Here is a 19,825-nt window from a genome sequence, read left to right as displayed (position 1 = left end):
GGCGGCTCGCAGCCAGCGAGCCCTACACCGTCGCCGCCCACAGCTTGGGAGAGCCGCGGCCGCCCCCGGCCAGATGCGGTACGCCCCTACGTCGTCGCCGTCCTGGACCCCGTCGAGCCGGAGCCGGAACCGGAGGCATAGACGCCATCGCCCTTGCCTCGACCCGTCGAACCCGTCTGGTCCGACGCCGCCGTCAGAGGCGTGGCGATGTCCTCCAGCGAACGCCGTTCCGCGCGCACCGCGAGGATCGCCGCCGCCAGGCCGGCCAGGCACATCAGGGTCGCGCCGATCTGGAACGCGAGGACCGTGTCGCCGACCTTGCCCGTGCCGGTGAGGTCGGCGAAGAGGAGCGGGCCGCTGATGCCGCCGGCCGCCGTGCCGATGGCGTAGAAGAAGGCGATGGACATGGCGCGGGTCTCCATCGGGAAGACCTCGGAGACCGTCAGGTAGGCGCTGGACGCGCCCGCCGAGGCGAAGAAGAGGACCGCGCACCAGCATGCCGTCAGCGTGCTCGCGCTGAGGGAGCCCTGGTCGAAGAGCCAGGCCGTGCCGAAGAGGAGCAGGCCGGACAGCAGGTAGGTGCCGGAGATCATCACCCGGCGGCCGACCGTGTCGAAGAGCTTGCCCAGCAGCAGCGGGCCGCAGAAGTTGCCGAGTGCGATGACCGCGAAGTAGTAGCCGGTGCTGCCGCTCGGGACGTCGAAGAACGTCGTCAGGATCGCGCCGAAGCCGAAGGTGATGGCGTTGTAGAGGAATGCCTGGCCGATGAAGAGGGAGAAGCCGAGGACGGCGCGGCGGCGGTAGTCGGAGAAGACCGTGCGGCCGATCTCCAGGAACGTGACGCTGCGGCGCTGGTTGATGGTGATCTCGCCCTCCGGGCGCGGCAGCGGTTCGCCGTTCTCCTCCTCGACCTTCCGCTCGATCGAGGAGACGATGCGTTCCGCTTCGTCGTCGCGGCCGTGGATCAGGAGCCAGCGGGGGCTCTCCGGGACGTGCCGGCGGACCAGGAGGATGACCAGGGCCAGGACCGCGCCGAGGGCGAAGGTGAGGCGCCAGCCGACGTTCGCCGCGAAGATGTCCGTGTCCAGCGCGACGATCGACAGGAGGGACCCGAACACCGCGCCCAGCCAGAAGCTGCCGTTGATCATCAGGTCGACGCGGCCGCGGTACTCCTTGGGGATCAGTTCGTCGATCGCGGAGTTGATGGCCGCGTACTCGCCGCCGATGCCGAAGCCGGTGAGGAAGCGGAAGAGGAAGAACCACCAGGTGTCGAAGGCGATCGCGGTCAGGGCGGTGGCCCCGAGGTAGACCGCCAGGGTGATCATGAAGAGTTTTTTACGGCCCCACTTGTCGGTCAGCCGGCCCCAGAAGAGCGCGCCCGAGCAGGCTCCCGCCACGTAGAGGGCGGCCGCGAGGCCGGTGACCTCGCCGGAGGTGATGGGCAGGCCGCTGCCGGGCTCCGACAGACGGCTGGCGATGTTGCCTACGACGGTGACTTCGAGACCGTCGAGGATCCACACGGTGCCGAGTCCGATGACGATCGTCCAGTGCCAGCGCGACCACGGGAGGCGGTCGAGGCGAGCGGGGATGTCGGTGGTCACGGTTCGGCCGGTCCCGGCCTGTGCGGTGGTCATGGGCTCCCTCCTCATCGAGAAGAACCCGGTTCGAGTGCCCTGAGCGGAATCGCTTACGCCCTGACAACTGACGTCACCGGCGCGTCACATCCCCGGCCGCTCAGGCACCCAGCGCGTGCGACACCGTGTAGATCAGCAGGCCGGCGAGCGAGCCGACCACCGTGCCGTTGATCCGGATGAACTGGAGGTCGCGGCCGATGTTCGCCTCGATCTTCCTCGTGGTGTGCTCGGCGTCCCAGCTCGCCACCGTGTCCGTGATCAAGGAGGTGATCTCCTTGCGGTAGGTGGTGACGACGTACACGGCCGCGTCCTCCACCCACTGGTCGACCTTGTCCTGCACCTTGCGCTCGGCCGCCATCCGGGAGCCCAGCGACAGCAGGGAGGCCCGTACGCGCAGCCGCAGCTCGCTGCGCTCGTCCTCCGCCGCCGCGACGATCATGGATCGTACGGCCGTCCAGGCGCTGGCGATGAGGTCCTGCACCTCGCCGCGGCCCAGCACCTCGCCCTTGAGCCGCTCGATGCGGGCGCGGGTGTCGGTGTCGGACTGGAGGTCGGAGGCGAAGTCGGTGAGGAAGCGGTCGAGGGCGCCGCGCGCGGGGTGGGCGGGCATGTCGCGCATCTCGGTGGCGAAGCGCAGGAGTTCCTTGTAGACGCGCTCGCCGACCTTGCGGTCGACGAAGCGCGGCGTCCAGCCGGGGGCGCCGCCCTCCACGGCGTCCATCACCTCGTCGCGGTGCAGCACCAGCCAGTCGTGCGCGCGGGTGACGACCAGGTCGACGACCCGTTTGTGGCCGCCGTCGGCGACGACCTTCTCCAGCATCTTTCCGATGCCGGGTCCGATCTCCTGGGCGCCTGCGCGGCGGGTGATCGCCTCGCCGACCACGGCCTGGACGTCGGAGTCGCGCAGGACGGTCAGGGCGCCGCGCAGGGCGGTGGACAGCTCCGCCGTGACCCGGTCGGCGTGCTCGGGGACGGCGAGCCAGGCGCCGAGGCGGCTGCCGATGCCGACGGTGCGCAGCCGCTGCCGTACGACGTCCTCCGAGAGGAAGTTCTCACCGACGAACTCGCCGAGGGAGACGCCGAGCTGGTCCTTCTTGGTGGGGATGATCGCGGTGTGCGGGATGGGGATGCCGAGGGGGTGGCGGAAGAGGGCGGTGACGGCGAACCAGTCGGCGAGCGCGCCGACCATGCCCGCCTCGGCGGCCGCGGCGACGTAGGCCGCCCAGGGCCCGGCGCCGGAGTTCTGGGCCCACTTGGCGAGGACGTAGACCACGGCCACGAACAGCAGGAGCCCGGTGGCGGTGAGTTTCATGCGGCGAACGCCGCGCTGTTTCTCCTCGTCCGCCGGGCTGAAGGTCGTCATCGCACGGTTCGTGACGGCGCCCCGGGGGGCATGCTGACCCCGGACACCGTCCTTTTCTTCCACTTTCGTACGTTCCATCCGCTCCACCCGCTTGGTGATCCCGCACACATTGTCCCTTCCTGACCGACTCCTGGAACGGATCAGGAGTTCCCGGCGTCTGTCGGGAGGGGGAAATGCACGGGGGGTCCTGTGAGCTTCCCCCTGCCCATGACGCATCATGGGCACATCAGATCGGAGCCTGGGGCTCCCATCGCCCGAGGAGAACTACACAGCATGACCCGGGGTCGTGGTTACGCCCTTCTGGCCGGGCTGGTCGCAGCCATCGTGGCCCTTTCCACCGCCATATACGTCGGAGTGGCGTCCGACGACGGCACGCACAGCCGGACCGCCGTCACCGACAGCCGTCTTCCGAACAACTCCGCCGCCCCCGCCTCCACCGGCACCTGGGTCGGCACCTGGTCCACCTCCCCGGCCGCGGCCGAGCCCGGCACGGAGACGACCGGCATGGCGGACCGTTCGGTGCGCAACGTCGTCCACACCAGCGTCGGCGGTACGAGTGCCCGCGTGACGCTGTCCAATCTCTACGGCCAGTCGCCGCTGAGCATCACACAGGCCTCGATCGCGATCGCCGCCGGCAGCGGTACGCCCGCGGCGCTCTCGGACACGATGCGGCAGCTGACCTTCAACGGCGGGCCGACGGTCGTCATCCCGCCCGGCCGCCAGGTGATGAGCGACGCCGTGCGCATCGTCGTCCCGCCCGACGCGGACGTCCTGATCACCACGTACACGCCGACCAGCTCCGGCCCGGTGACGTACCACCCTCGCGCCCGGCAGATCTCCTACGTCGCCCAGGGCGACCACACGGCTGACGCGACGGGCGCGCCGTACACCGAGCAGAGCCTGTACTGGCGTTACCTGACCGCGCTGGACGTGCTGAGCAACGAGGCCGACGGGACGGTCGTCGTCCTCGGCGACTCGCTCACCGACGGGATCACCTCCACCGTCGGCGCCAACAACAGGTGGACCGACGTCCTGTCCGACAGGCTACGCGCGGAGATCGGCGCCGGGCGGGACCTGCCGCGCTACAGCGTCGTCAACCAGGGCATCAGCGGGAACCGGGTCCTCACGGACGGGCTGGGCAGGCCGGCGGACAACCCCAGCGGGCTGAACCGCTTCGCGCGGGATGTGCTGGAGCGGACGAACGCCAAGGTCGTCGTCATCGACCTCGGGGTCAACGACATCCTGCGCAATCCGCGGCTCGCCGATCCGAACGCGATTCTCGGCGGCTTGCGCACGATGGTCGGGCAGGCGCATGCGCGGGGGCTGAAGGTCGTGGGGGCGACGCTGATGCCGTTCGGCGGGCACCGGGGGTACTCGGACGCGCGGGAAGCCGTGCGGCAGCAGATCAACGCGGAGATCCGTGCGGGGCGGGTCTTCGACGCGGTGGTCGACTTCGACCAGGCGCTGCGTGATCCTTATGACCCGCGGCGGCTGCGGGCCGACTACGACTCCGGGGATCATCTGCATCCCAGCGACAAGGGATATGCGCGGATGGCCGAGGTGTTTGATCTCGAGAGCCTGAAGGGGTCGGCGCCGGCGAAGCTGTAGGGCTGAGGTGGGCTGCTGCGTACCCGGCCCGCAGGCGGCGGCTAGCCGTCCAGCTGGCGTCGGTCCGCCCGGCGGTCCAGCCTCTCCTGGCGGCGTTCCTCGCGGAGCCGCTGCTTCTCCGCCCGGGTCGGCTTTCGCTGGACGCCGACGCCGCCCCAGAAGGCGAAGCCGGTGATGACGACGCGCGGGGCGCCGGGGGCACCCGGGACGCCCTCCTCCTGGTGGTCGAAGCCGCCCATGACGCCGATGCCGCGGACGACGACCTCGACGCCGGGCGGGACGATGACGTCGATCCCGCCCATGATCGCGATCGCGTTGATCTCGACCTCGCGGTCGGCGAAGTTCGCCTCGCGCAGGTCGATCTCCCCGCCGCCCCAGAAGGCCAGGCAGGTGAACCGCCGGGGCATCGTCCAGTGCCCCTTGCGCTGGAAGCCGGACATCACGGCGACGGCCCACGTCGAGGTTCCCTCACCACCGACGATCCGCCGGGACAGGTCCGGGCCGGCGGCGGGGTCCTTGGTCAGTGACACGGAGGGCGCCGTGAGACCCGGGGCCGGCAGGTCCCGGGTGATCGGCGCCAGTTCCCCGTACGTCCGCGCCTGGTACGTCGCGTCCAGCCGCTCCTCGAACTCCGCCATGTCGAGACGGCCCTCCGCGAGGGCGTCCCGCAGGATCTCGGCGACCCGTTCACGGTCGGCGTCGGAGGCGCGGAGGTCCGGGACTGAGTCGTCGGTCATATACAGCAGCCTACGAGTTACCCGTCCCGGGCACTATGCGGTCGCGCGCTCTGCGTACATCTTCGCGATGACCGCCTCGATGTCCGGCTCCCGCACCGACAGGTCCACCAGCGGGTACTCCGCCGCGATCCGCGCGACGAGCGGCGCCGCCGACTCCGCCGCCGGGAACGCCAGCCACTGCCGCGGACCGTCCACCCTCACGACCCGGGCGGGTGCCGGGGCGTCGATCGGCGGCAGTTCCCGCTCCAGGTCCACCACCAGGATCCGCTCGCTCTCCCCCGCCTCGTGCAGCCCGGCGAGCGGGCCGTCGTACATCAGGCGCCCGTGGTCGATGACCATCACCCGCTTGCACAACTGCTCGATGTCCTGGAGGTCGTGCGTGGTGAGCAGCACCGTCGTGCCGCGCTCGGCGTTCAACTCCCGCAGGAACTCCCGCACCTTGGACTTCGACACGACGTCGAGGCCGATGGTCGGCTCGTCGAGGTACAGCACCTCCGGGTCGTGCAGCAGTGCCGCCGCGATGTCGCCGCGCATGCGCTGCCCGAGCGAGAGCTGCCGTACCGGCACGTCCAGCAGGTCGCCCAGGTCGAGGAGTTCGACCAGACGGTCGAGGTTCTCGCGGTAACGGGCGTCCGGGATCCGGTACATGCGGTGCATCAGCCGGTACGAGTCGACCAGCGGGAGGTCCCACCACAGCGTCGTACGCTGCCCGAAGACCACGCCGATGCGGTGCGCGAGCCGCATGCGGTCGCGGGAGGGATCGATGCCGGCGACCCGGAGCCGGCCGGCGCTCGGTGTGAGGATGCCGGTCAGCATCTTGATCGTGGTCGACTTGCCGGCGCCGTTCGGGCCGATGTAGCCGACCATCTCGCCGCGTTCCACGCGGAAGGAGATCGAGTCGACGGCCCTCACCTGCCGCCGCTCCCGTTTCATGAAGCCGGTCTTCTTGCGCACGTCGAAGACCTTCTCGACGCCGTCGAGTTCGATGAACCCGCTGTCCGCCCCGGCCGGCCCGTCGTCCACTCCGGTCAGCCCGCTGTCCACGCCGGTCACCTCAACTCCCTGTACTCCGGTAGGAACGAAGCCCCACCCGCCACGCCGTCCCCGCCAGCGCACAGCAGGCCACCGCCACCAGCGGCGACGCGAAGGCCGTCCACTGAGGCAGCTCGATCGGGTACGGCCGGCCCAGCACATAGGCGGCGGGGACCCAGTTGACGAAGGCCAGCGGCAGCATGAAGGTCACGCCGCGCACCAGGTCCTTCCCGAACACGGTCGGCGGATACTGGAGCAGCGTGGTCCCGCCGTACGTGAACGCGTTCTGCACCTCCGCGGCGTCCTGGGCGAAGATCTGGAAGGCCGCGCCCGCCACGAACACCGCCGAGAAGATCGCCGCGCCGCTGACCACCATCACCGGCACCAGCAGAGCCTTCGGCGCACTCCAGTCGACGTCGACCGAGACCAGCGCCCAGCCCAGTACCACCGCGCCCTGGGTGATCCGGCCCAGGCGGCGCAGCGCGAAGCGGTCCGCGCCGACCTGGGCGAGCACCGGCGCGGGACGCACGAGCAGGATGTCGAACGAGCCGTCGCGCATCCGGGCACCCAGGACGTCCATCGAGCCCAGCACCAGGTCGGCGATCCCGAACGCCGTCACCGACAGCCCGTACAGGAAGGCGATCTCGGGCAGTGACCAGCCGCCGAGCGAGTCGACCTGCGAGAACATCAGCAGGATCCCCACGAAGTCCAGGCCGGTCACCATCAGGTTGCCGAAGACCGTGACGACGAAGGAGGTGCGGTAGGTCATGCTCGACCGCACCCACATCCCGGCGATCAGCCGGTAGGCCCGCAGCCCCTCCAGCAGGACGCTCCGCTCACCCACCCTGCACCACCACCCGCCGCGTCGCGGCCGACTGCAACAGCCGTCCGGCCGCCAGCAGCGCCACCGCCCACGCCGCCTGGAAGACGAAGGCCCCGAGCGGGTCGGTCTCGCCCATCAGCACGTCCGCCGGCATCTGGATCTGCGCCGCCCACGGCAGCACCCGCACGATGTCGCCGAACACGCCCGGGAAGGCGCTCAGCGGCAGCACCATGCCCGAGAAGAAGATCCCCGTGATCATCAGCACCTGGTTGACGCCCATGCCGTCCATGAGCCAGAACACGCTCAGGGCCGCCAGGTAGCGGATCGCGAAGCTGACGACCGTCGCCAGCAGGAGCGTGACCGCGAAGGCCGCCCAGGGGACGACCGACGTCGGCAGCGCCATGGGGAAGAAGACCGCGCCGAACGCGAACGGGATGACGCCCCGCCCCAGCATCTGGAACAGCGCCCGCCCCACGTCGCCCGCCAGCCACCACAGCTGGAGATCGGCCGGACGGTACAGGTCGACGGCGATCTCGCCGGTGCGGATGCGCTCCATCAGGTCCTTCTCGGCTCCGCCGCCCTGGATGGCCAGCGTCGCGTAGAGGCACTGCCCCAGCCACACATAGGTCACGGCCTGCGCCTGGTCGTACCCTCCCAGGTGCGGCCGCTCCTCCCAGAGCGCCAGGTAGGTGTAGACGAGGATGAGGCCGAAGACCGTGTTGGTGAACACCCCGGCCACCGTGGCCGCCCGATACGTCGCGTACCGCCTGAAGCCCCCCGCCGCGACCGCCGCGTACAACCGCGCCGAGCCCACCACCACAGCCCTCCTCGCCGCACGGCACCGAAGCGCAGGAGCCTAGTGGAGCGGCGATCACGCGTGCCACGGGTTTTCCCGCCCCCCGGGAAACGCCGTGGGGCGCCCCGGGCCGTGCCCGGAGCGCCCCGCGGAGGGTTCGATCACGCGTCGGTCTGTGCCCAGCCGCTGCACTTCTCCCAGATGATCCCGGCGGCGGGGGTGTCCGGATTTCCCTTCCAGTCGCCGATGCACGCCTTGATGGTGATCGGCGTGCCCTCCTTGATGTCCAGGTTGAGCGTGCGAGTGGAGTCGACGCCGCCGCGGTTCCAGTAGTAGTACGTGTTGGACTCGCCGCCGATGGAGATGATCCCGATGGTCGAGTGGCCGTCCTTGGCGAGGTCGGTGATGGTGAAGATCTCGCCGTAGGTCTGGATGTGGGCCTTGCCACCCGAGTCCGCGTGGGGCGTGACGTTCCAGTCGGCGCCGGCCCAGACGGTACGATCCAGTCCGTCCGCGTGGGCCGAGGTGCCCGTGGCCAGGGCGAGCAGTGTGGCGGCGGTGCCGGCCAGGGCTGAGCGTGCGAGCAGTCGCATCGTCGGTCGTGTCCCCCTTCAGGCGAATCTCGCGCAGGCAAGATCGCCAATCGAACAGGCGTGCAGGATAACGCAGTTCTCCTGCACCCGCCCGGGTGTTCGCCGCGCGGGGCCCGCCTCGCCACACGGCTCACGACACGGCCCTCGGTCAGGGAACTGATCGCCGGATGGGACAGTCTTCATCACAGGGGCGCAAGAGCGAGCAGAGACGTACGGGATCGACGTACGACGCGAAACAGGAGTCCGTGCACGACATGAGTGACGAGCCTCAGCCGCAGCAGCCGACACCGGGCTGGGCACCGACAGAGCCGCAGGCGGACGGCGACCCGAACCCGCCGGAGGCCCGGCCGGCCGGGAAACCGAAGCGGACCGGCTGGCGCCGGATCATCCCGACCTGGCGCATGACGCTCGGCGCCTTCATCGTCGTCACCCTGCTGCTGATCGGCGGCTTCTTCCTCGGCTACTCACTGGTGAAGATCCCGCCGGCCAACGCGCTCGCCACGAAGCAGGCCAACGTGTACCTCTACGCGGACGGTTCCGCGATCGCCCGCGACGGCGAGATCAACCGGGAGAACGTCTCGCTCCCGCAGATCTCCAAGGACGCCCAGCACGCGATCCTGGCCGCGGAGGACCGCGACTTCTACACCGAGTCCGCCGTCGACCCCAAGGCCATGGTCCGCGCCGCCTGGAACACGGCCCTCGGCAAGGGCAAGCAGTCCGGCTCCACGATCACCCAGCAGTACGTGAAGAACTACTACCTGCGCCAGGAACAGACCGTCACGCGCAAGGCCAAGGAGTTCTTCATCGCGATCAAGCTGGACCGCGAGCAGAGCAAGGACCACATCCTCGAGGGCTACCTCAACACCAGCTACTTCGGCCGCAACGCCTACGGCATCCAGGCCGCCGCCCAGGCCTACTACGGCATGGACGCCAAGGACCTCGACCCGGCCCGCGGCGCCTACCTCGCCGCACTCGTCAACGCCCCCAGCCAGTACGACGTCGTCGCCCACCCCGAGAACCGCAAGGCCGCCGAGTCCCGCTGGAACTACGTCCTGGACGGCATGGTCAAGAAGGGCTGGCTCAGCGAGTCGAAGCGGGCCGGCATGAAGTTCCCGATGCCGAAGGAGTCCACCCTCTCCACCGGCATGTCCGGGCAGCGCGGCTACATCGTCCGGACCGTCAAGGACTACCTCACCCAGAACAAGATCATCGACGAGAACCAGCTCGACGCCGGCGGCTACCGCATCACCACGACGCTCCAGAAGCCCAGGCAGGACGCCTTCGTGAAGGCCGTCAACGACAAGCTGATGGACAAGCTGGACAAGAAGAACAACAAGGTCGACACCTACGTCCGCGCGGGCGGCGCCGCCGTCGACCCCAAGACCGGCAAGGTCGTGGCGATGTACAACGGCGTCGACTACGTCAAGCAGTACACCCCGAACGCCACCCGCAGGGACTTCCAGGTCGGCTCCACCTTCAAGCCGTTCGTGTTCACCTCGGCCGTCGAGAACGACTCGCAGACCCAGGACGGCCGCCCGATCACCCCGTACACGATCTACGACGGCACCAACAAGCGCCCGGTCCAGGGCTGGACCGGCGACCCGTACGCCCCGGAGAACGAGGACCAGGTCTCCTACGGCGACGTCACCGTCACCGAGGCCACCGACAAGTCCGTGAACTCGGTGTACGCGCAGATGGCCGCCGACGTCGGCCCCCAGAAGGTCAAGCAGACCGCCATCGACCTCGGCGTCCCCGAGGCCACCCCCGACCTCGCCGACGGCCCCGCCATCGCGCTCGGCACGGCCACCGCCAGCGTCCTCGACATGGCGGAGGCGTACGCCACGCTCGCCAACCACGGCCGGCACGGCACGTACACGATGGTCGAGAAGGTCACCAAGGAAGGCACTCCGATCGAGCTGCCCGAGCGGCGCACCCGGCAGGCCGTGAGCCGCGAGGCCGCCGACACCACCACCTCGGTCCTGCGCAGCGTCGTCCAGAACGGCACGGCCTCCGCCGCGCAGGCCGCGGGCCGCCCCGCCGCGGGCAAGACCGGCACCGCCGAGGAGGACACCGCGGCCTGGTTCGCGGGCTACACCCCCGACCTCGCCACCGTCGTCTCCGTCATGGGCCAGGACCCGGTCACCGCCGCCCACAAGTCGCTGTACGGCGCGATGGGCCAGGACCGCATCAACGGCGGCGGGGCACCGGCCGAGATCTGGGCCCAGTTCACCCGGGACGCCCTGAAGGGCAAGCCGGTCACCGACTTCGACCTCAGGCTCGCTCCGGGCGCCGACGTCCCGCAGGCCCCCGGCACCGAGGCCCCGGCCGACCCGACCACGGGCGGCACCACCGACGGCGGCAGCACGTCCACCGGCGGCCAGGACACCGGCACCGAGACGCCCGGCCAGAGCCCGAGCGCCCCCGAGGGCCAGACCCAGGGCCAGACCGACGGCGGCACCGGCGACGGCGGCACGGGCGGCGAGTCCCCGCCCGGCGGCGGCACCGCGGACGGCGGGACCGGCGACGGCGGCACCGCCACCGACGGCGGCACCACCGACGGCGGCACGACGGAGGGCGGCGGCGACGAGACCGACGGCGGCACGACGGGCGGGCCGACGGGCCCCGGCTGGGGCGTGGTCCCGCAGGGCTCGCGCCGCGAGTAGGTCGGGTCAGTGACCGGAGGTCGTCTTCAGCCCCACCACGGCGACCAGCAGCAGGCACACGAAGAAGATCCGGGCGGCGGTGGCCGGCTCCCCCAGCACGACCATGCCGAACACCGCCGCACCGGCCGCCCCGATGCCCACCCACACGCCGTAGGCGGTACCGATGGGCAGGGTCTTGGCCGCATGCGACAGCAACAGCATGCTGGCGACGATGCCGGCACCGGTGAGAACGCTGGGGAGCGGGCGCGTGAAACCGTCGGTGTACTTCATACCGACGGACCACCCGACTTCGAGCAGACCGGCGACGACGAGCAGAACCCAGGCCATGACGGCACCTCCGGGAATCGGGCTGACGGTGCGGTGCGTCGTCTTTGCCTTCATCCCGGTACGGCGCGTCTCGTCGGGGATCCCTCCAACGTAGCAAAGCGACGGCGAAGGGGCCGGTGACTCCCGTCACCGGCCCCTTCGCCGTCGCTGCCCGGACTACAGATAGAGGCCCGTCGAGTCCTCCGAGCCCTCGAACCGGTCCGCGGCCACGGCGTGCAGATCACGCTCGCGCATGAGCACGTACGCGATACCGCGCACCTCGACCTCGGCACGGTCCTCCGGGTCGAACAGAACCCGGTCGCCCGGCTCCACGGTCCGTACGTTCTGCCCCACCGCGACGACCTCGGCCCAGGCCAGCCGCCGGCCGACCGCCGCCGTGGCGGGGATCAGGATGCCGCCGCCGGAACGCCGCTCGCCCTCACTGGTGTCCTGCCGCACGAGTACGCGGTCGTGCAGCATCCGGATGGGCAGCTTGTCGGGATGGGTGCTGTGCTCGTTTCTCTTGGCGCTCACGCCCTGAAACCTACCTGTCTTCCCCGCGAACGTAAGCGGTCGGGTCAGCCCTTGCGCCGCCGCATGCTGACGGCGAGCAGCCCGACCACACCGACGACGACGAGCGCGACGGGCACGACCCGCTCCAGCCGCGGCGCCCCGTCCTCGTCCACGAACCGCGCCCGCACATCGGTGACGGCCCGGTTGACCTCCACATAGGCCCGCCCGAGGGTGTGATCGATGTTGGACGCCACCTTGGCCTTCGCGTCCCCGACGATCGTCTTCGGGTGCACCCGCACCCCGATCTCGTCGAGGGTCTCGGCCAGGGTCTCGCGGCGGCGCCTGATGTCCGCCTCGATCTGCGCCGGGGTCCTGGTGTCCGCCGTGTCCGCCACCGTGTCGCCTCCGAAGTCGGTGTGAAGCCTGTGCGGGACAGTCTGTCAGCTCCACGGCTCGTCCCACTGTCAGGACCCCCGGTTACGCTGGTCCGATGAGCGAGCGACTCCAGCCGGGGGACGTGGCCCCCGCCTTCACCCTGCCAGACGCCGACGGCACCGAGGTGTCCCTGTCGGACCACAAGGGCCGCAAGGTCATCGTGTACTTCTACCCGGCCGCCCTCACCCCCGGCTGCACCAAGCAGGCCTGCGACTTCACGGACAACCTGGAGCTGCTGGCCGGCGCGGGCTACGAGGTGATCGGCATCTCCCCCGACAAGCCCGAGAAGCTGGCCAAGTTCCGCGACAAGGAGTCCCTCAAGGTCACGCTGCTGGCCGACCCGGACAAGCAGGTCCTGGAGTCGTACGGCGCCTTCGGCGAGAAGAAGAACTACGGCAAGACCTACATGGGCGTCATCCGCTCCACGATCGTCGTGGACGAGGAGGGCAAGGTCGAGCACGCGCTGTACAACGTCCGGGCGACGGGGCACGTGGCGAAGATCATCAAGGATCTGGGGATCTGAGGCCTCTCTGCTTCCTGGAACGGCTCGTACCGGATAGGTCCGGTACGAGCCGTTCCGCATTTCGGGCGTGACGGTCCGATAAGCGGTTCGTTACTCCGTGCGAGATCACGAACAGGTGGTCGGGGACAGAGTGACGGAGGGGCTCGATGGGGGCGAGTGCGTACACCAGGGAGCGACTGGAGGAAGCGGCCCGGGGAGCGCGGACGTTGTCGGAGGCGTTGGTGCGGTTGGGGGTGGATCCGAAGAGTTCGACTCGGCGGTATGTGCACGAGCGGATGAAGAAGCTCGGGGTGGACGTGTCGCACTTCGAACGGGAGGGGGTGAAGTGGACGAGAGACGTCCTTGAGCGGGCGGTCGCGGTGTCGACGAACGTGTGCGAGGTGCTGGGGCATCTCGGGCTGGAGGTGGTGGGCGGGCATCACACGCACATCAGCCGCCGGATCAAGGCGTATGGGATCGACACGTCGCACTTCCAGATGCCGACGAGGCGTGGGAAGCCCTGGCGCCCGCGGACCCCGGAGGCCTACCTCGTCGAGCAGCCGGCCGATCGCGCCCGGCGTGTTCCGAGCGACCGCCTCAAGTGGGCGATGACGGTTTCCGGAGTAGCGGAGCGGTGCGCCCTCTGCGGCATGGAGGCGGTCTGGCGGGGCCATCCACTCCCCCTGGAGGTCGACCACATCAACGGCCGCTGGAGGGACAACCGGATCGAGAACCTTCGGTTCCTGTGCCCCAACTGCCATGCGACGACCGACAATTACCGAGGGCGTGGCAAACGACGCGCGCGCGGGCATGCCTCATGAGCAGCCGCCGGGCACGGCCCACCCCCGAGGAACTGCGTGTCGCGGTCGCCGAGTCCGTCTCGATCGCAGAGGTGCTTCGCCGCCTGGGCCGCCAGGGCAGTGGCACCCAGCGCGCGCATCTGCTCCGGTGGATCGCCGAGGACCAACTCACCACCGAGCACTTTCTGGGACAGGCACATCAGCGCGGGAAATCCCGTCCAGCTCTGGCCAGACGTCCTGAGGACATTCTGGTCAAGCACGACGGCGCGCGTCGGACCCGCACGGTTGTGCTGCGTCGGGCGCTCCATGAGATGGGCATACCCGAAGAGTGCGCGGACTGCGGGATCGGCCCCGAGTGGCTCGGCAAGCCCATGACGCTGGAGGTGGATCACATCAACGGTGACTGGAGCGACGACCGGCCGGAGAACCTGCGGTTGTTGTGTCCCAACTGCCATGCGGTGACCAGCACCTGGTGCCGAGGCGGCAGCAGGCGTTCCCCCCAGCCTCGCCCCGCATGACCGGTACCATGACCTGGACGCGGCCGTGGCGGAATTGGCCTACGCGCAACACTTAGGATGTTGTGGGAGAAATCCCTTGAGGGTTCGAGTCCCTCCGGCCGCACACCTTCGAATCGATGGCCCACCCGGCGCAAGCCAGGTGGGCCTCGTCATCAGCCCAACAGCTCCCGCACCACCGGCACCAACGCCCGAAACGCCTCCCCCCGATGGCTGATCGCGTTCTTCTCCTGCGGAGTCAGTTCCGCGCAGGTCCGCGACTCCCCCTCCGGCTGGAGGATCGGGTCGTAGCCGAAGCCCCCCGAACCTGTCGGCTCATGGCGCAGTACGCCCCGTAGCTGCCCCTCGACCACCCGCTCCGTGCCGTCCGGCAGGGCCAGCGCCGCCGCGCAGGCGAAGTGGGCGCCGCGGTGTTCGTCGGCGATGTCCGAGAGCTGGGCGAGGAGCAGGTCGAGGTTGGCCTTGTCGTCGCCGTGGCGGCCGGACCAGCGGGCGGAGAAGATGCCGGGGGCGCCGTTGAGGACGTCGACGCAGAGGCCGGAGTCGTCGGCGACCGCGGGCAGGCCCGTCGCCCGGGCCAGGGCGTGGGCCTTCAGCAGCGCGTTCTCCGCGAAGGTGACGCCCGTTTCCTTGACGTCGGGGATGTCCGGGTAGGCGTCGGCACCGACGAGCTCGTGGGGCAGCCCGGCTTCGGCGAGGATCGCGCGAAGTTCGGTGATCTTTCCGGCGTTGCGAGTGGCGAGGATCAAGCGCGTCATGGCCCCAGTATTGCCGGAGCCGCGCCCAGTCAGGGGCGCGGGGAACTGCGCGACCGGCCACGACGGACCCGCGGTCACACCACCACCGAAACCCGGCAGACGAGTGGCCCGGCCCAGCCGGCGCAGCGTTACGGCGTGCAGACCTTCGTCAGTTCGCCCGCCGCGTCCGTGACCGGGCTGATGTCGGGCGTCTCGTCGCCGTTCTTGATCGCCGTACGGACGTTGCCGACGGCCTGGTTGAGGTCGTCGACTGCCTTGCTGACGTCGGCGTTGTCGGACTTGTCGCCGATCTTGTCGAGGTTCTTGTCGATGGAGTCGAGGGACTCGTCGAGCTGCGTCGGGTCGTTCGCGGCGTTGTCCACGGCCTGCTGGAGTTCCGTGACGCTGTCGGCGATGGCGTCGGCGGTCTGGACGCAGTCCAGCGCCTTGTCGACGGCGGCGCAGCCGGTGGTGAGTCCGGCGGTCAGCGCGACGGCCGCCAGGGTGGCGGCGACGGCTGCGGTGCGGCGTCGGCGGCTCGCGGCCATGGAGCGGTCCCTCTCGTCGGTCGGGCCGGGCGGCCCGTGTGGCTGGCCGAGCGCACAGGGATGAGCCGTGCGCCCGTACTCCTTCAGACGCGAGTGTGCTCGGCGCGGTTGCCCGTGCCGAGCACCTGTCTTGGCGCGCCCTTTACTTTTCGAGGACGGTATCAAGCGCCGTGCGCTGGTGGGCGGCGAGTTCCGTGCAGCCGGCGACGGCGAGGTCGAGGAGGGCGTTGAGTTCGTCGCGGGCGAAGGGTTCGGCCTCGGCGGTGCCCTGGACCTCGACGAAGCGGCCGTCGCCGGTGCAGACGACGTTCATGTCGGTGTCGGCCTTGACGTCCTCCTCGTAGCAGAGGTCGAGGAGGGGGACGCCGCCGACGATGCCGACGGAGACGGCGCTGACGGTGCCGGTGAGGGGTTGGCGGCCGGCCTTGATGAGCTTCTTGCGCTGGGCCCAGGCGACGGCGTCGGCCAGCGCCACGTAGGCGCCGGTGATGGCGGCCGTGCGCGTGCCGCCGTCGGCTTGGAGGACGTCGCAGTCGAGGACGATGGTGTTCTCGCCGAGGGCCTTGTAGTCGATGACGGCGCGGAGCGAGCGGCCGATGAGGCGGCTGATCTCGTGGGTGCGGCCGCCGATGCGGCCCTTGACGGACTCGCGGTCGCCGCGGGTGTTGGTGGAGCGGGGCAGCATGGAGTACTCGGCGGTGACCCAGCCTTCACCGCTGCCCTTGCGCCAGCGCGGGACGCCTTCGGTGACGGAGGCGGTGCAGAAGACCTTGGTGTCGCCGAAGGAGACGAGGACGGAGCCTTCGGCGTGCTTGCTCCAGCCGCGTTCGATGGTGATCGGGCGGAGTTGCTGGGGGGTGCGGCCGTCGATTCGAGACATGCCGCTGAGCCTATCCGTACATACGGAAGGGGCCCCTCCCGCGGTGGGTAGGGGCCCTCACGACTGGCTTCGGGGGTCCGTCAGGGGGTGAAGCCCGGGACGATCCCCGCGCTTCACATCAGGTCTTCGATCTCCGCGGCGATGGGGTCGGCGTCGGTGCCGATGACGACCTGGATGGCGGTGCCCATCTTGACGACGCCGTGGGCGCCGGCGGCCTTCAGGGCGGCCTCGTCGACCTTGGCGGGGTCCACGACCTCGGTCCGCAGGCGGGTGATGCAGCCTTCGACCTCTTCGATGTTGTCGATGCCGCCGAGCCCGGCAACGATCTTCTCAGCCTTGGTGGCCATGTTCGTTCTCCCTGATCCGAACCGCTTTGTCGCAGTAACCCACAGTTGGCCCAACTTTGCGAGCGGTCATGTCGTGTGTGCCGAAGGATGGCGTCACGTCAGTGTGCGACCGTCCGTTCGACTGGTCTACACCACGAGCCTGCCTCTCGACAAAGGGACCGGGAATGAGTGCCGACAGCCCCGTCGTCGCCGAGGCTGCCGCGAGTCCTGCCCGCGCTCGCTGGAACCGGCTGTTCCAGGGGCTTCGGAAGATGGGGCGCAAGCTTCAGTTGCCGATCGCGGTGCTGCCTGCGGCGGGCATTCTCAACCGGCTGGGGCAGCCTGATGTGTTCGGGGACGACGGGCTGGCTGGACGAACGTGTCGAAGGTGATGGTGGAGGCGGGCGGGGCGCTGCCGGACGGTTCGCTGGGGCTGCCGCTGCTGTTCTGTGTGGGCGTTGCGATCGGGATGGCGAGGAAGTCGGACGGTTCGACGGCGCTGGCGGCGGTGCCGGGTTCAGCTTCTCGGCGGGGCTGATCGACTACGTCATCAACTGGGATCTGGCGACCCGGCCGTGGCTGATCGTCCCGGTCGGTCTGTGCTTCGCGGTCCTCTACTACGTGATCTTCCGGTTCGCGATCACGAAGTTCGACCTGAGGACTCCGGGGCGCGAGCCCGAGGAGGAAGTCGAGGACAGCGCCAAGGCGTGATCGTCGGGGCGGGCGGAATTGGCGGGTTCCGCTCGTTCGGCCTACCGTGCTACAACTGGTCTACACCACTCAGTGGTGGAGGTCGCGCGGTGCCCTTTGAACCGCGTTCCCCTTTTGAGACGCCGCCGTCCCCCGTCGAACTCTTCCCTGGGCGGCGCCGTGCCCCATGGAGGAAGTTCATGTCCACAACCACAGCCGCGCCCGCGAGCCCCAAGAAGGGGTCCGCGGTGATGGCGGTCCTGCAGCGCATCGGCCGCAGCCTCATGCTGCCCGTCGCCGTGCTGCCGGCCGCCGCGCTCCTGGTCCGCCTCGGCAACGCCGACATGCTCGGGCGGGAGTCGTTCCCGGAGTTCATCACCAAGATCGCGAGCTTCATGAGCGCGGGCGGCAACGCGATCCTCGACAACATGGCGCTGCTGTTCGCCGTGGGCATCGCGATCGGCTTCGCGAAGAAGTCGGACGGCTCGACCGCTCTCGCCGCCGTCGTCGGTTACCTGGTCTTCAAGAACGTGCTGGCCACGTTCACCGACCCGAACCTGCCCCAGGTGGCGACGGCCGTCGACGGCAAGGTCGTCATGACGGACGCGCCGGTGGACGCCAAGGTGCTCGGCGGTGTGGTGATGGGCCTCGTCGTCGCCCTGCTCTACCAGCGCTTCTACCGCACCAAGCTGCCCGACTGGGCGGGCTTCTTCGGCGGTCGCCGCCTGGTCCCGATCCTCGCCGCCTTCGCGGGCCTGGTCATCGGCATCGTCTTCGGTTACATATGGCCGGTCCTCGGTACGGCCCTGCACAACCTCGGCGAGTGGCTGGTGGGCTCCGGAGCCGTCGGCGCGGGCATCTTCGGTGTCGCCAACCGCGCGCTGATCCCGATCGGCATGCACCACCTGCTGAACTCCTTCCCCTGGCTCCAGGCCGGCACCTACGAGGGCAAGAGCGGTGACATCGCCCGGTTCCTGGCGGGCGACCCGAGCGCCGGGCAGTTCATGACCGGCTTCTTCCCGATCATGATGTTCGCCCTGCCGGCCGCCTGCCTGGCGATCGTGCACTGCGCCCGGCCCGAACGCCGCAAGGTCGTCGGCGGCATGATGTTCTCCCTGGCCCTGACCTCGTTCGTCACGGGCGTCACCGAGCCGATCGAGTTCACCTTCATGTTCATCGCCCCGGTGCTGTACGCGATCCACGCGGTGCTCACCGGTGTCTCGATGGCGCTGACCTGGGCCCTGGGGATGAAGGACGGCTTCGGCTTCTCGGCCGGCGCGGTGGACTTCTTCCTGAACCTGGGCATCGCGACCAACCCCTGGGGCCTGGCCCTGGTGGGCCTGTGCTTCGCGGCGGTCTACTACGTGGTCTTCCGCTTCGCGATCACCAAGTTCAACCTGCCGACGCCGGGCCGCGAGTCCGACGAGGAACTCGCGGAACTCCAGAAGGCGGAGGCGAAGTAGGACCTGCCCCGCGCGACAGGTCCCGCACACGCCGAAGGCCCCGGAACCGCTTCGGTTCCGGGGCCTCGTCGTGCTCGGGTGCGGGACAGCCCCGTCAGACCTCGTACGTCTGCCGCGGCGCCGCGAGGTCCACGGGACCGTCGTAGACCGCGCGGGCGTCGGCCAGGTTGACCTGGGGGTCCGTCCACGGCGGGATGTGCGTGAGGACCAGGCGCCGGGCGCCCGCCCGGGCCGCCGTCTCGCCCGCCTCGCGGCCGTTGAGGTGCAGGTCGGGGATGTTCTCCTTGCCGTGCGTGAACGCCGCCTCGCACAGGAACAGGTCGGCGTCCCGGGCGAGTTCGTCCAGGGCGGGGCTCAGGCCCGTGTCGCCGGAGTACGTCAGGACCTTGCCGTCGTGTTCGACGCGGATGCCGTACGCCTCCACGGGGTGGGCCACGCGCTCGGTGTGCACCGTGAACGGGCCGATCTCGAAGGTGGACGGCTTGACCGTGTGGAAGTCGAAGACCTCGCTCATGGAGGAGGCTGAGGGAGTGTCCGCGTAGGCGGTGGTCAGCCGGTGTTCCGTGCCTTCCGGTCCGAAGACGGGGAGCGGATCGCAGCGGCCGCCGTCGTGGCGGTAGTAGCGCGCGACGAAGTACGCGCACATGTCGATGCAGTGGTCGGCGTGCAGGTGGCTGAGGAAGATCGCGTCGAGGTCGTAGAGACCGCAGTGGCGCTGCAACTCGCCCAGGGCACCGTTGCCCATGTCGAGAAGCAGCCGGAAGCCGTCGGCCTCGACGAGGTAGCTCGAGCAGGCCGATTCCGCGGACGGGAACGACCCCGAGCAGCCGACGACGGTGAGCTTCATGAAGCAGAAACCTC

20 protein-coding genes, 1 tRNA gene, 2 pseudogenes and 1 riboswitch are annotated in these 19,825 nt (G+C 69.7%); of the genes and pseudogenes, 8 read left to right on the top strand and 15 right to left on the bottom strand.

What is annotated here, in order from left to right; translation table 11 throughout:
* Positions 1 to 86: 86 nt before the first annotated feature.
* Positions 87 to 1,634 (bottom strand): MFS transporter, encoded by a 1,548-nt coding sequence (locus ABFX81_RS36670; RefSeq protein ID WP_346139269.1) that lies wholly within the window; start codon positions 1,632 to 1,634, stop codon positions 87 to 89.
* A 100-nt stretch (positions 1,635 to 1,734) separates the two neighbouring features.
* Positions 1,735 to 3,075 (bottom strand): DUF445 domain-containing protein, encoded by a 1,341-nt coding sequence (locus tag ABFX81_RS36665; protein ID WP_428837250.1) that lies wholly within the window; start codon positions 3,073 to 3,075, stop codon positions 1,735 to 1,737.
* Positions 3,076 to 3,270: 195 nt separating this feature from the next.
* On the opposite strand from ABFX81_RS36665, the gene ABFX81_RS36660 reads away from it, so the two are divergent.
* Entirely contained in the window at positions 3,271 to 4,605 is a 1,335-nt protein-coding gene (locus ABFX81_RS36660; protein WP_086844142.1) for a GDSL-type esterase/lipase family protein, read from the top strand.
* 44 nt (positions 4,606 to 4,649) lie between these two features.
* Here the strand turns inward: ABFX81_RS36660 and ABFX81_RS36655 are convergent.
* From ABFX81_RS36655 to ABFX81_RS36635, 5 genes and pseudogenes are all read right to left on the bottom strand, one after another.
* A pseudogene (locus ABFX81_RS36655) lies at positions 4,650 to 5,342 on the bottom strand (DUF1707 SHOCT-like domain-containing protein); the annotation flags it as partial.
* 33 nt (positions 5,343 to 5,375) lie between these two features.
* The gene (locus ABFX81_RS36650; RefSeq protein ID WP_346139290.1) at positions 5,376 to 6,386 is read right to left on the bottom strand and encodes an ABC transporter ATP-binding protein; all 1,011 of its coding nucleotides are present in this window, start codon (positions 6,384 to 6,386) and stop codon (positions 5,376 to 5,378) included.
* A 10-nt stretch (positions 6,387 to 6,396) separates the two neighbouring features.
* Positions 6,397 to 7,218, bottom strand: a complete 822-nt coding sequence (locus ABFX81_RS36645; protein WP_086844146.1) for an ABC-2 family transporter protein — start codon at positions 7,216 to 7,218, stop codon at positions 6,397 to 6,399.
* Positions 7,211 to 8,011 (bottom strand): ABC-2 family transporter protein, encoded by an 801-nt coding sequence (locus tag ABFX81_RS36640; protein ID WP_086844192.1) that lies wholly within the window; start codon positions 8,009 to 8,011, stop codon positions 7,211 to 7,213. The genes ABFX81_RS36645 and ABFX81_RS36640 overlap by 8 nt, the downstream gene beginning before the upstream one ends.
* 143 nt (positions 8,012 to 8,154) lie before the next feature.
* Complete coding sequence (locus ABFX81_RS36635; RefSeq protein ID WP_086844148.1) at positions 8,155 to 8,586, bottom strand: hypothetical protein; 432 nt, start codon at positions 8,584 to 8,586, stop codon at positions 8,155 to 8,157.
* Positions 8,587 to 8,840: 254 nt separating this feature from the next.
* On the opposite strand from ABFX81_RS36635, the gene ABFX81_RS36630 reads away from it, so the two are divergent.
* Entirely contained in the window at positions 8,841 to 11,249 is a 2,409-nt protein-coding gene (locus ABFX81_RS36630) for a transglycosylase domain-containing protein (RefSeq protein WP_086844150.1), read from the top strand.
* A 6-nt stretch (positions 11,250 to 11,255) separates the two neighbouring features.
* Here the strand turns inward: ABFX81_RS36630 and ABFX81_RS36625 are convergent, their stop codons facing one another.
* The 3 genes from ABFX81_RS36625 to ABFX81_RS36615 all read right to left on the bottom strand — a co-directional run bounded on the left by ABFX81_RS36625 (position 11,256) and on the right by ABFX81_RS36615 (position 12,463).
* Positions 11,256 to 11,576, bottom strand: coding sequence for an SMR family transporter (locus ABFX81_RS36625; protein ID WP_086844152.1), 321 nt, complete (start codon positions 11,574 to 11,576; stop codon positions 11,256 to 11,258).
* 32 nt (positions 11,577 to 11,608) lie between these two features.
* Positions 11,609 to 11,676, bottom strand: a riboswitch (guanidine-III (ykkC-III) riboswitch).
* A gap of 56 nt (positions 11,677 to 11,732) precedes the next feature.
* Positions 11,733 to 12,089, bottom strand: a complete 357-nt coding sequence (locus ABFX81_RS36620) for a GroES family chaperonin (RefSeq protein WP_010040015.1) — start codon at positions 12,087 to 12,089, stop codon at positions 11,733 to 11,735.
* A 44-nt stretch (positions 12,090 to 12,133) separates the two neighbouring features.
* Positions 12,134 to 12,463, bottom strand: a complete 330-nt coding sequence (locus ABFX81_RS36615; RefSeq protein WP_086844154.1) for a DUF3618 domain-containing protein — start codon at positions 12,461 to 12,463, stop codon at positions 12,134 to 12,136.
* 95 nt (positions 12,464 to 12,558) lie between these two features.
* Here ABFX81_RS36615 and bcp point away from each other — a divergent pair, with 95 nt between their 5' ends.
* The 4 genes from bcp (at position 12,559) to ABFX81_RS36595 (ending at position 14,426) form a co-directional block, all read left to right on the top strand.
* Positions 12,559 to 13,026: a thioredoxin-dependent thiol peroxidase gene (bcp, locus tag ABFX81_RS36610; protein ID WP_086844156.1), complete on the top strand. Its 468-nt coding sequence runs from the start codon at positions 12,559 to 12,561 to the stop codon at positions 13,024 to 13,026.
* Between the two features lie 146 nt (positions 13,027 to 13,172).
* Positions 13,173 to 13,826, top strand: a complete 654-nt coding sequence (locus ABFX81_RS36605; protein ID WP_086844158.1) for an HNH endonuclease — start codon at positions 13,173 to 13,175, stop codon at positions 13,824 to 13,826.
* Positions 13,823 to 14,323, top strand: a complete 501-nt coding sequence (locus ABFX81_RS36600; protein WP_346139268.1) for an HNH endonuclease — start codon at positions 13,823 to 13,825, stop codon at positions 14,321 to 14,323. The genes ABFX81_RS36605 and ABFX81_RS36600 overlap by 4 nt, the downstream gene beginning before the upstream one ends.
* A 19-nt stretch (positions 14,324 to 14,342) precedes the next feature.
* Positions 14,343 to 14,426 (top strand) — tRNA-Leu (locus ABFX81_RS36595).
* A gap of 49 nt (positions 14,427 to 14,475) precedes the next feature.
* On the opposite strand, the gene rdgB is transcribed toward ABFX81_RS36595, so the two are convergent.
* The 4 genes from rdgB to ABFX81_RS36575 all read right to left on the bottom strand — a co-directional run bounded on the left by rdgB (position 14,476) and on the right by ABFX81_RS36575 (position 16,832).
* On the bottom strand, positions 14,476 to 15,078 hold the full coding sequence (gene rdgB / locus ABFX81_RS36590; protein WP_086844160.1) for an RdgB/HAM1 family non-canonical purine NTP pyrophosphatase: 603 nt from the start codon (positions 15,076 to 15,078) through the stop codon (positions 14,476 to 14,478).
* Between the two features lie 128 nt (positions 15,079 to 15,206).
* Positions 15,207 to 15,605: a hypothetical protein gene (locus ABFX81_RS36585; RefSeq protein ID WP_086844162.1), complete on the bottom strand. Its 399-nt coding sequence runs from the start codon at positions 15,603 to 15,605 to the stop codon at positions 15,207 to 15,209.
* A 142-nt stretch (positions 15,606 to 15,747) separates the two neighbouring features.
* On the bottom strand, positions 15,748 to 16,485 hold the full coding sequence (gene rph / locus ABFX81_RS36580) for a ribonuclease PH (RefSeq protein ID WP_020272543.1): 738 nt from the start codon (positions 16,483 to 16,485) through the stop codon (positions 15,748 to 15,750).
* Between the two features lie 113 nt (positions 16,486 to 16,598).
* Positions 16,599 to 16,832, bottom strand: a complete 234-nt coding sequence (locus tag ABFX81_RS36575) for a PTS sugar transporter subunit IIB (protein ID WP_020270294.1) — start codon at positions 16,830 to 16,832, stop codon at positions 16,599 to 16,601.
* 164 nt (positions 16,833 to 16,996) lie between these two features.
* On the opposite strand from ABFX81_RS36575, the pseudogene ABFX81_RS42310 reads away from it, so the two are divergent.
* Positions 16,997 to 17,328 (top strand): annotated as a pseudogene (locus ABFX81_RS42310) (PTS transporter subunit EIIC); the annotation flags it as partial.
* 373 nt (positions 17,329 to 17,701) lie between these two features.
* Positions 17,702 to 18,964, top strand: coding sequence for a PTS transporter subunit EIIC (locus ABFX81_RS36565; protein WP_086844166.1), 1,263 nt, complete (start codon positions 17,702 to 17,704; stop codon positions 18,962 to 18,964).
* Positions 18,965 to 19,058: 94 nt separating this feature from the next.
* Here the strand turns inward: ABFX81_RS36565 and ABFX81_RS36560 are convergent, their stop codons facing one another.
* On the bottom strand, positions 19,059 to 19,811 hold the full coding sequence (locus ABFX81_RS36560; RefSeq protein ID WP_086844168.1) for an MBL fold metallo-hydrolase: 753 nt from the start codon (positions 19,809 to 19,811) through the stop codon (positions 19,059 to 19,061).
* Positions 19,812 to 19,825 lie beyond the last annotated feature (14 nt).

The organism is Streptomyces coeruleofuscus (assembly GCF_039532725.1).
Classification (GTDB): domain Bacteria; phylum Actinomycetota; class Actinomycetes; order Streptomycetales; family Streptomycetaceae; genus Streptomyces; species Streptomyces coeruleofuscus.
The sequence above is the reverse complement of the archived record's forward strand: the minus strand, read 5'-3'. Positions and strand labels throughout refer to the sequence as shown.

What these genes read in the sequence shown, in the direction of transcription:
- ABFX81_RS36600 (WP_346139268.1), top strand. Translation starts at nt 13,823, where the DNA reads ATGAGCAGCCGCCGGGCACGGCCCACCCCCGAGGAACTGCGTGTCGCG.
- rph (WP_020272543.1), bottom strand. Translation starts at nt 16,485, where the DNA reads ATGTCTCGAATCGACGGCCGCACCCCCCAGCAACTCCGCCCGATCACC.
- ABFX81_RS36625 (WP_086844152.1), bottom strand. Translation starts at nt 11,576, where the DNA reads ATGGCCTGGGTTCTGCTCGTCGTCGCCGGTCTGCTCGAAGTCGGGTGG.
- ABFX81_RS36575 (WP_020270294.1), bottom strand. Translation starts at nt 16,832, where the DNA reads ATGGCCACCAAGGCTGAGAAGATCGTTGCCGGGCTCGGCGGCATCGAC.
- ABFX81_RS36660 (WP_086844142.1), top strand. Translation starts at nt 3,271, where the DNA reads ATGACCCGGGGTCGTGGTTACGCCCTTCTGGCCGGGCTGGTCGCAGCC.
- ABFX81_RS36635 (WP_086844148.1), bottom strand. Translation starts at nt 8,586, where the DNA reads ATGCGACTGCTCGCACGCTCAGCCCTGGCCGGCACCGCCGCCACACTG.
- rdgB (WP_086844160.1), bottom strand. Translation starts at nt 15,078, where the DNA reads ATGACGCGCTTGATCCTCGCCACTCGCAACGCCGGAAAGATCACCGAA.
- ABFX81_RS36605 (WP_086844158.1), top strand. Translation starts at nt 13,173, where the DNA reads ATGGGGGCGAGTGCGTACACCAGGGAGCGACTGGAGGAAGCGGCCCGG.
- ABFX81_RS36665 (WP_428837250.1), bottom strand. Translation starts at nt 3,075, where the DNA reads ATGGAACGTACGAAAGTGGAAGAAAAGGACGGTGTCCGGGGTCAGCAT.
- ABFX81_RS36585 (WP_086844162.1), bottom strand. Translation starts at nt 15,605, where the DNA reads ATGGCCGCGAGCCGCCGACGCCGCACCGCAGCCGTCGCCGCCACCCTG.
- bcp (WP_086844156.1), top strand. Translation starts at nt 12,559, where the DNA reads ATGAGCGAGCGACTCCAGCCGGGGGACGTGGCCCCCGCCTTCACCCTG.
- ABFX81_RS36565 (WP_086844166.1), top strand. Translation starts at nt 17,702, where the DNA reads ATGTCCACAACCACAGCCGCGCCCGCGAGCCCCAAGAAGGGGTCCGCG.
- ABFX81_RS36670 (WP_346139269.1), bottom strand. Translation starts at nt 1,634, where the DNA reads ATGACCACCGCACAGGCCGGGACCGGCCGAACCGTGACCACCGACATC.
- ABFX81_RS36560 (WP_086844168.1), bottom strand. Translation starts at nt 19,811, where the DNA reads ATGAAGCTCACCGTCGTCGGCTGCTCGGGGTCGTTCCCGTCCGCGGAA.
- ABFX81_RS36630 (WP_086844150.1), top strand. Translation starts at nt 8,841, where the DNA reads ATGAGTGACGAGCCTCAGCCGCAGCAGCCGACACCGGGCTGGGCACCG.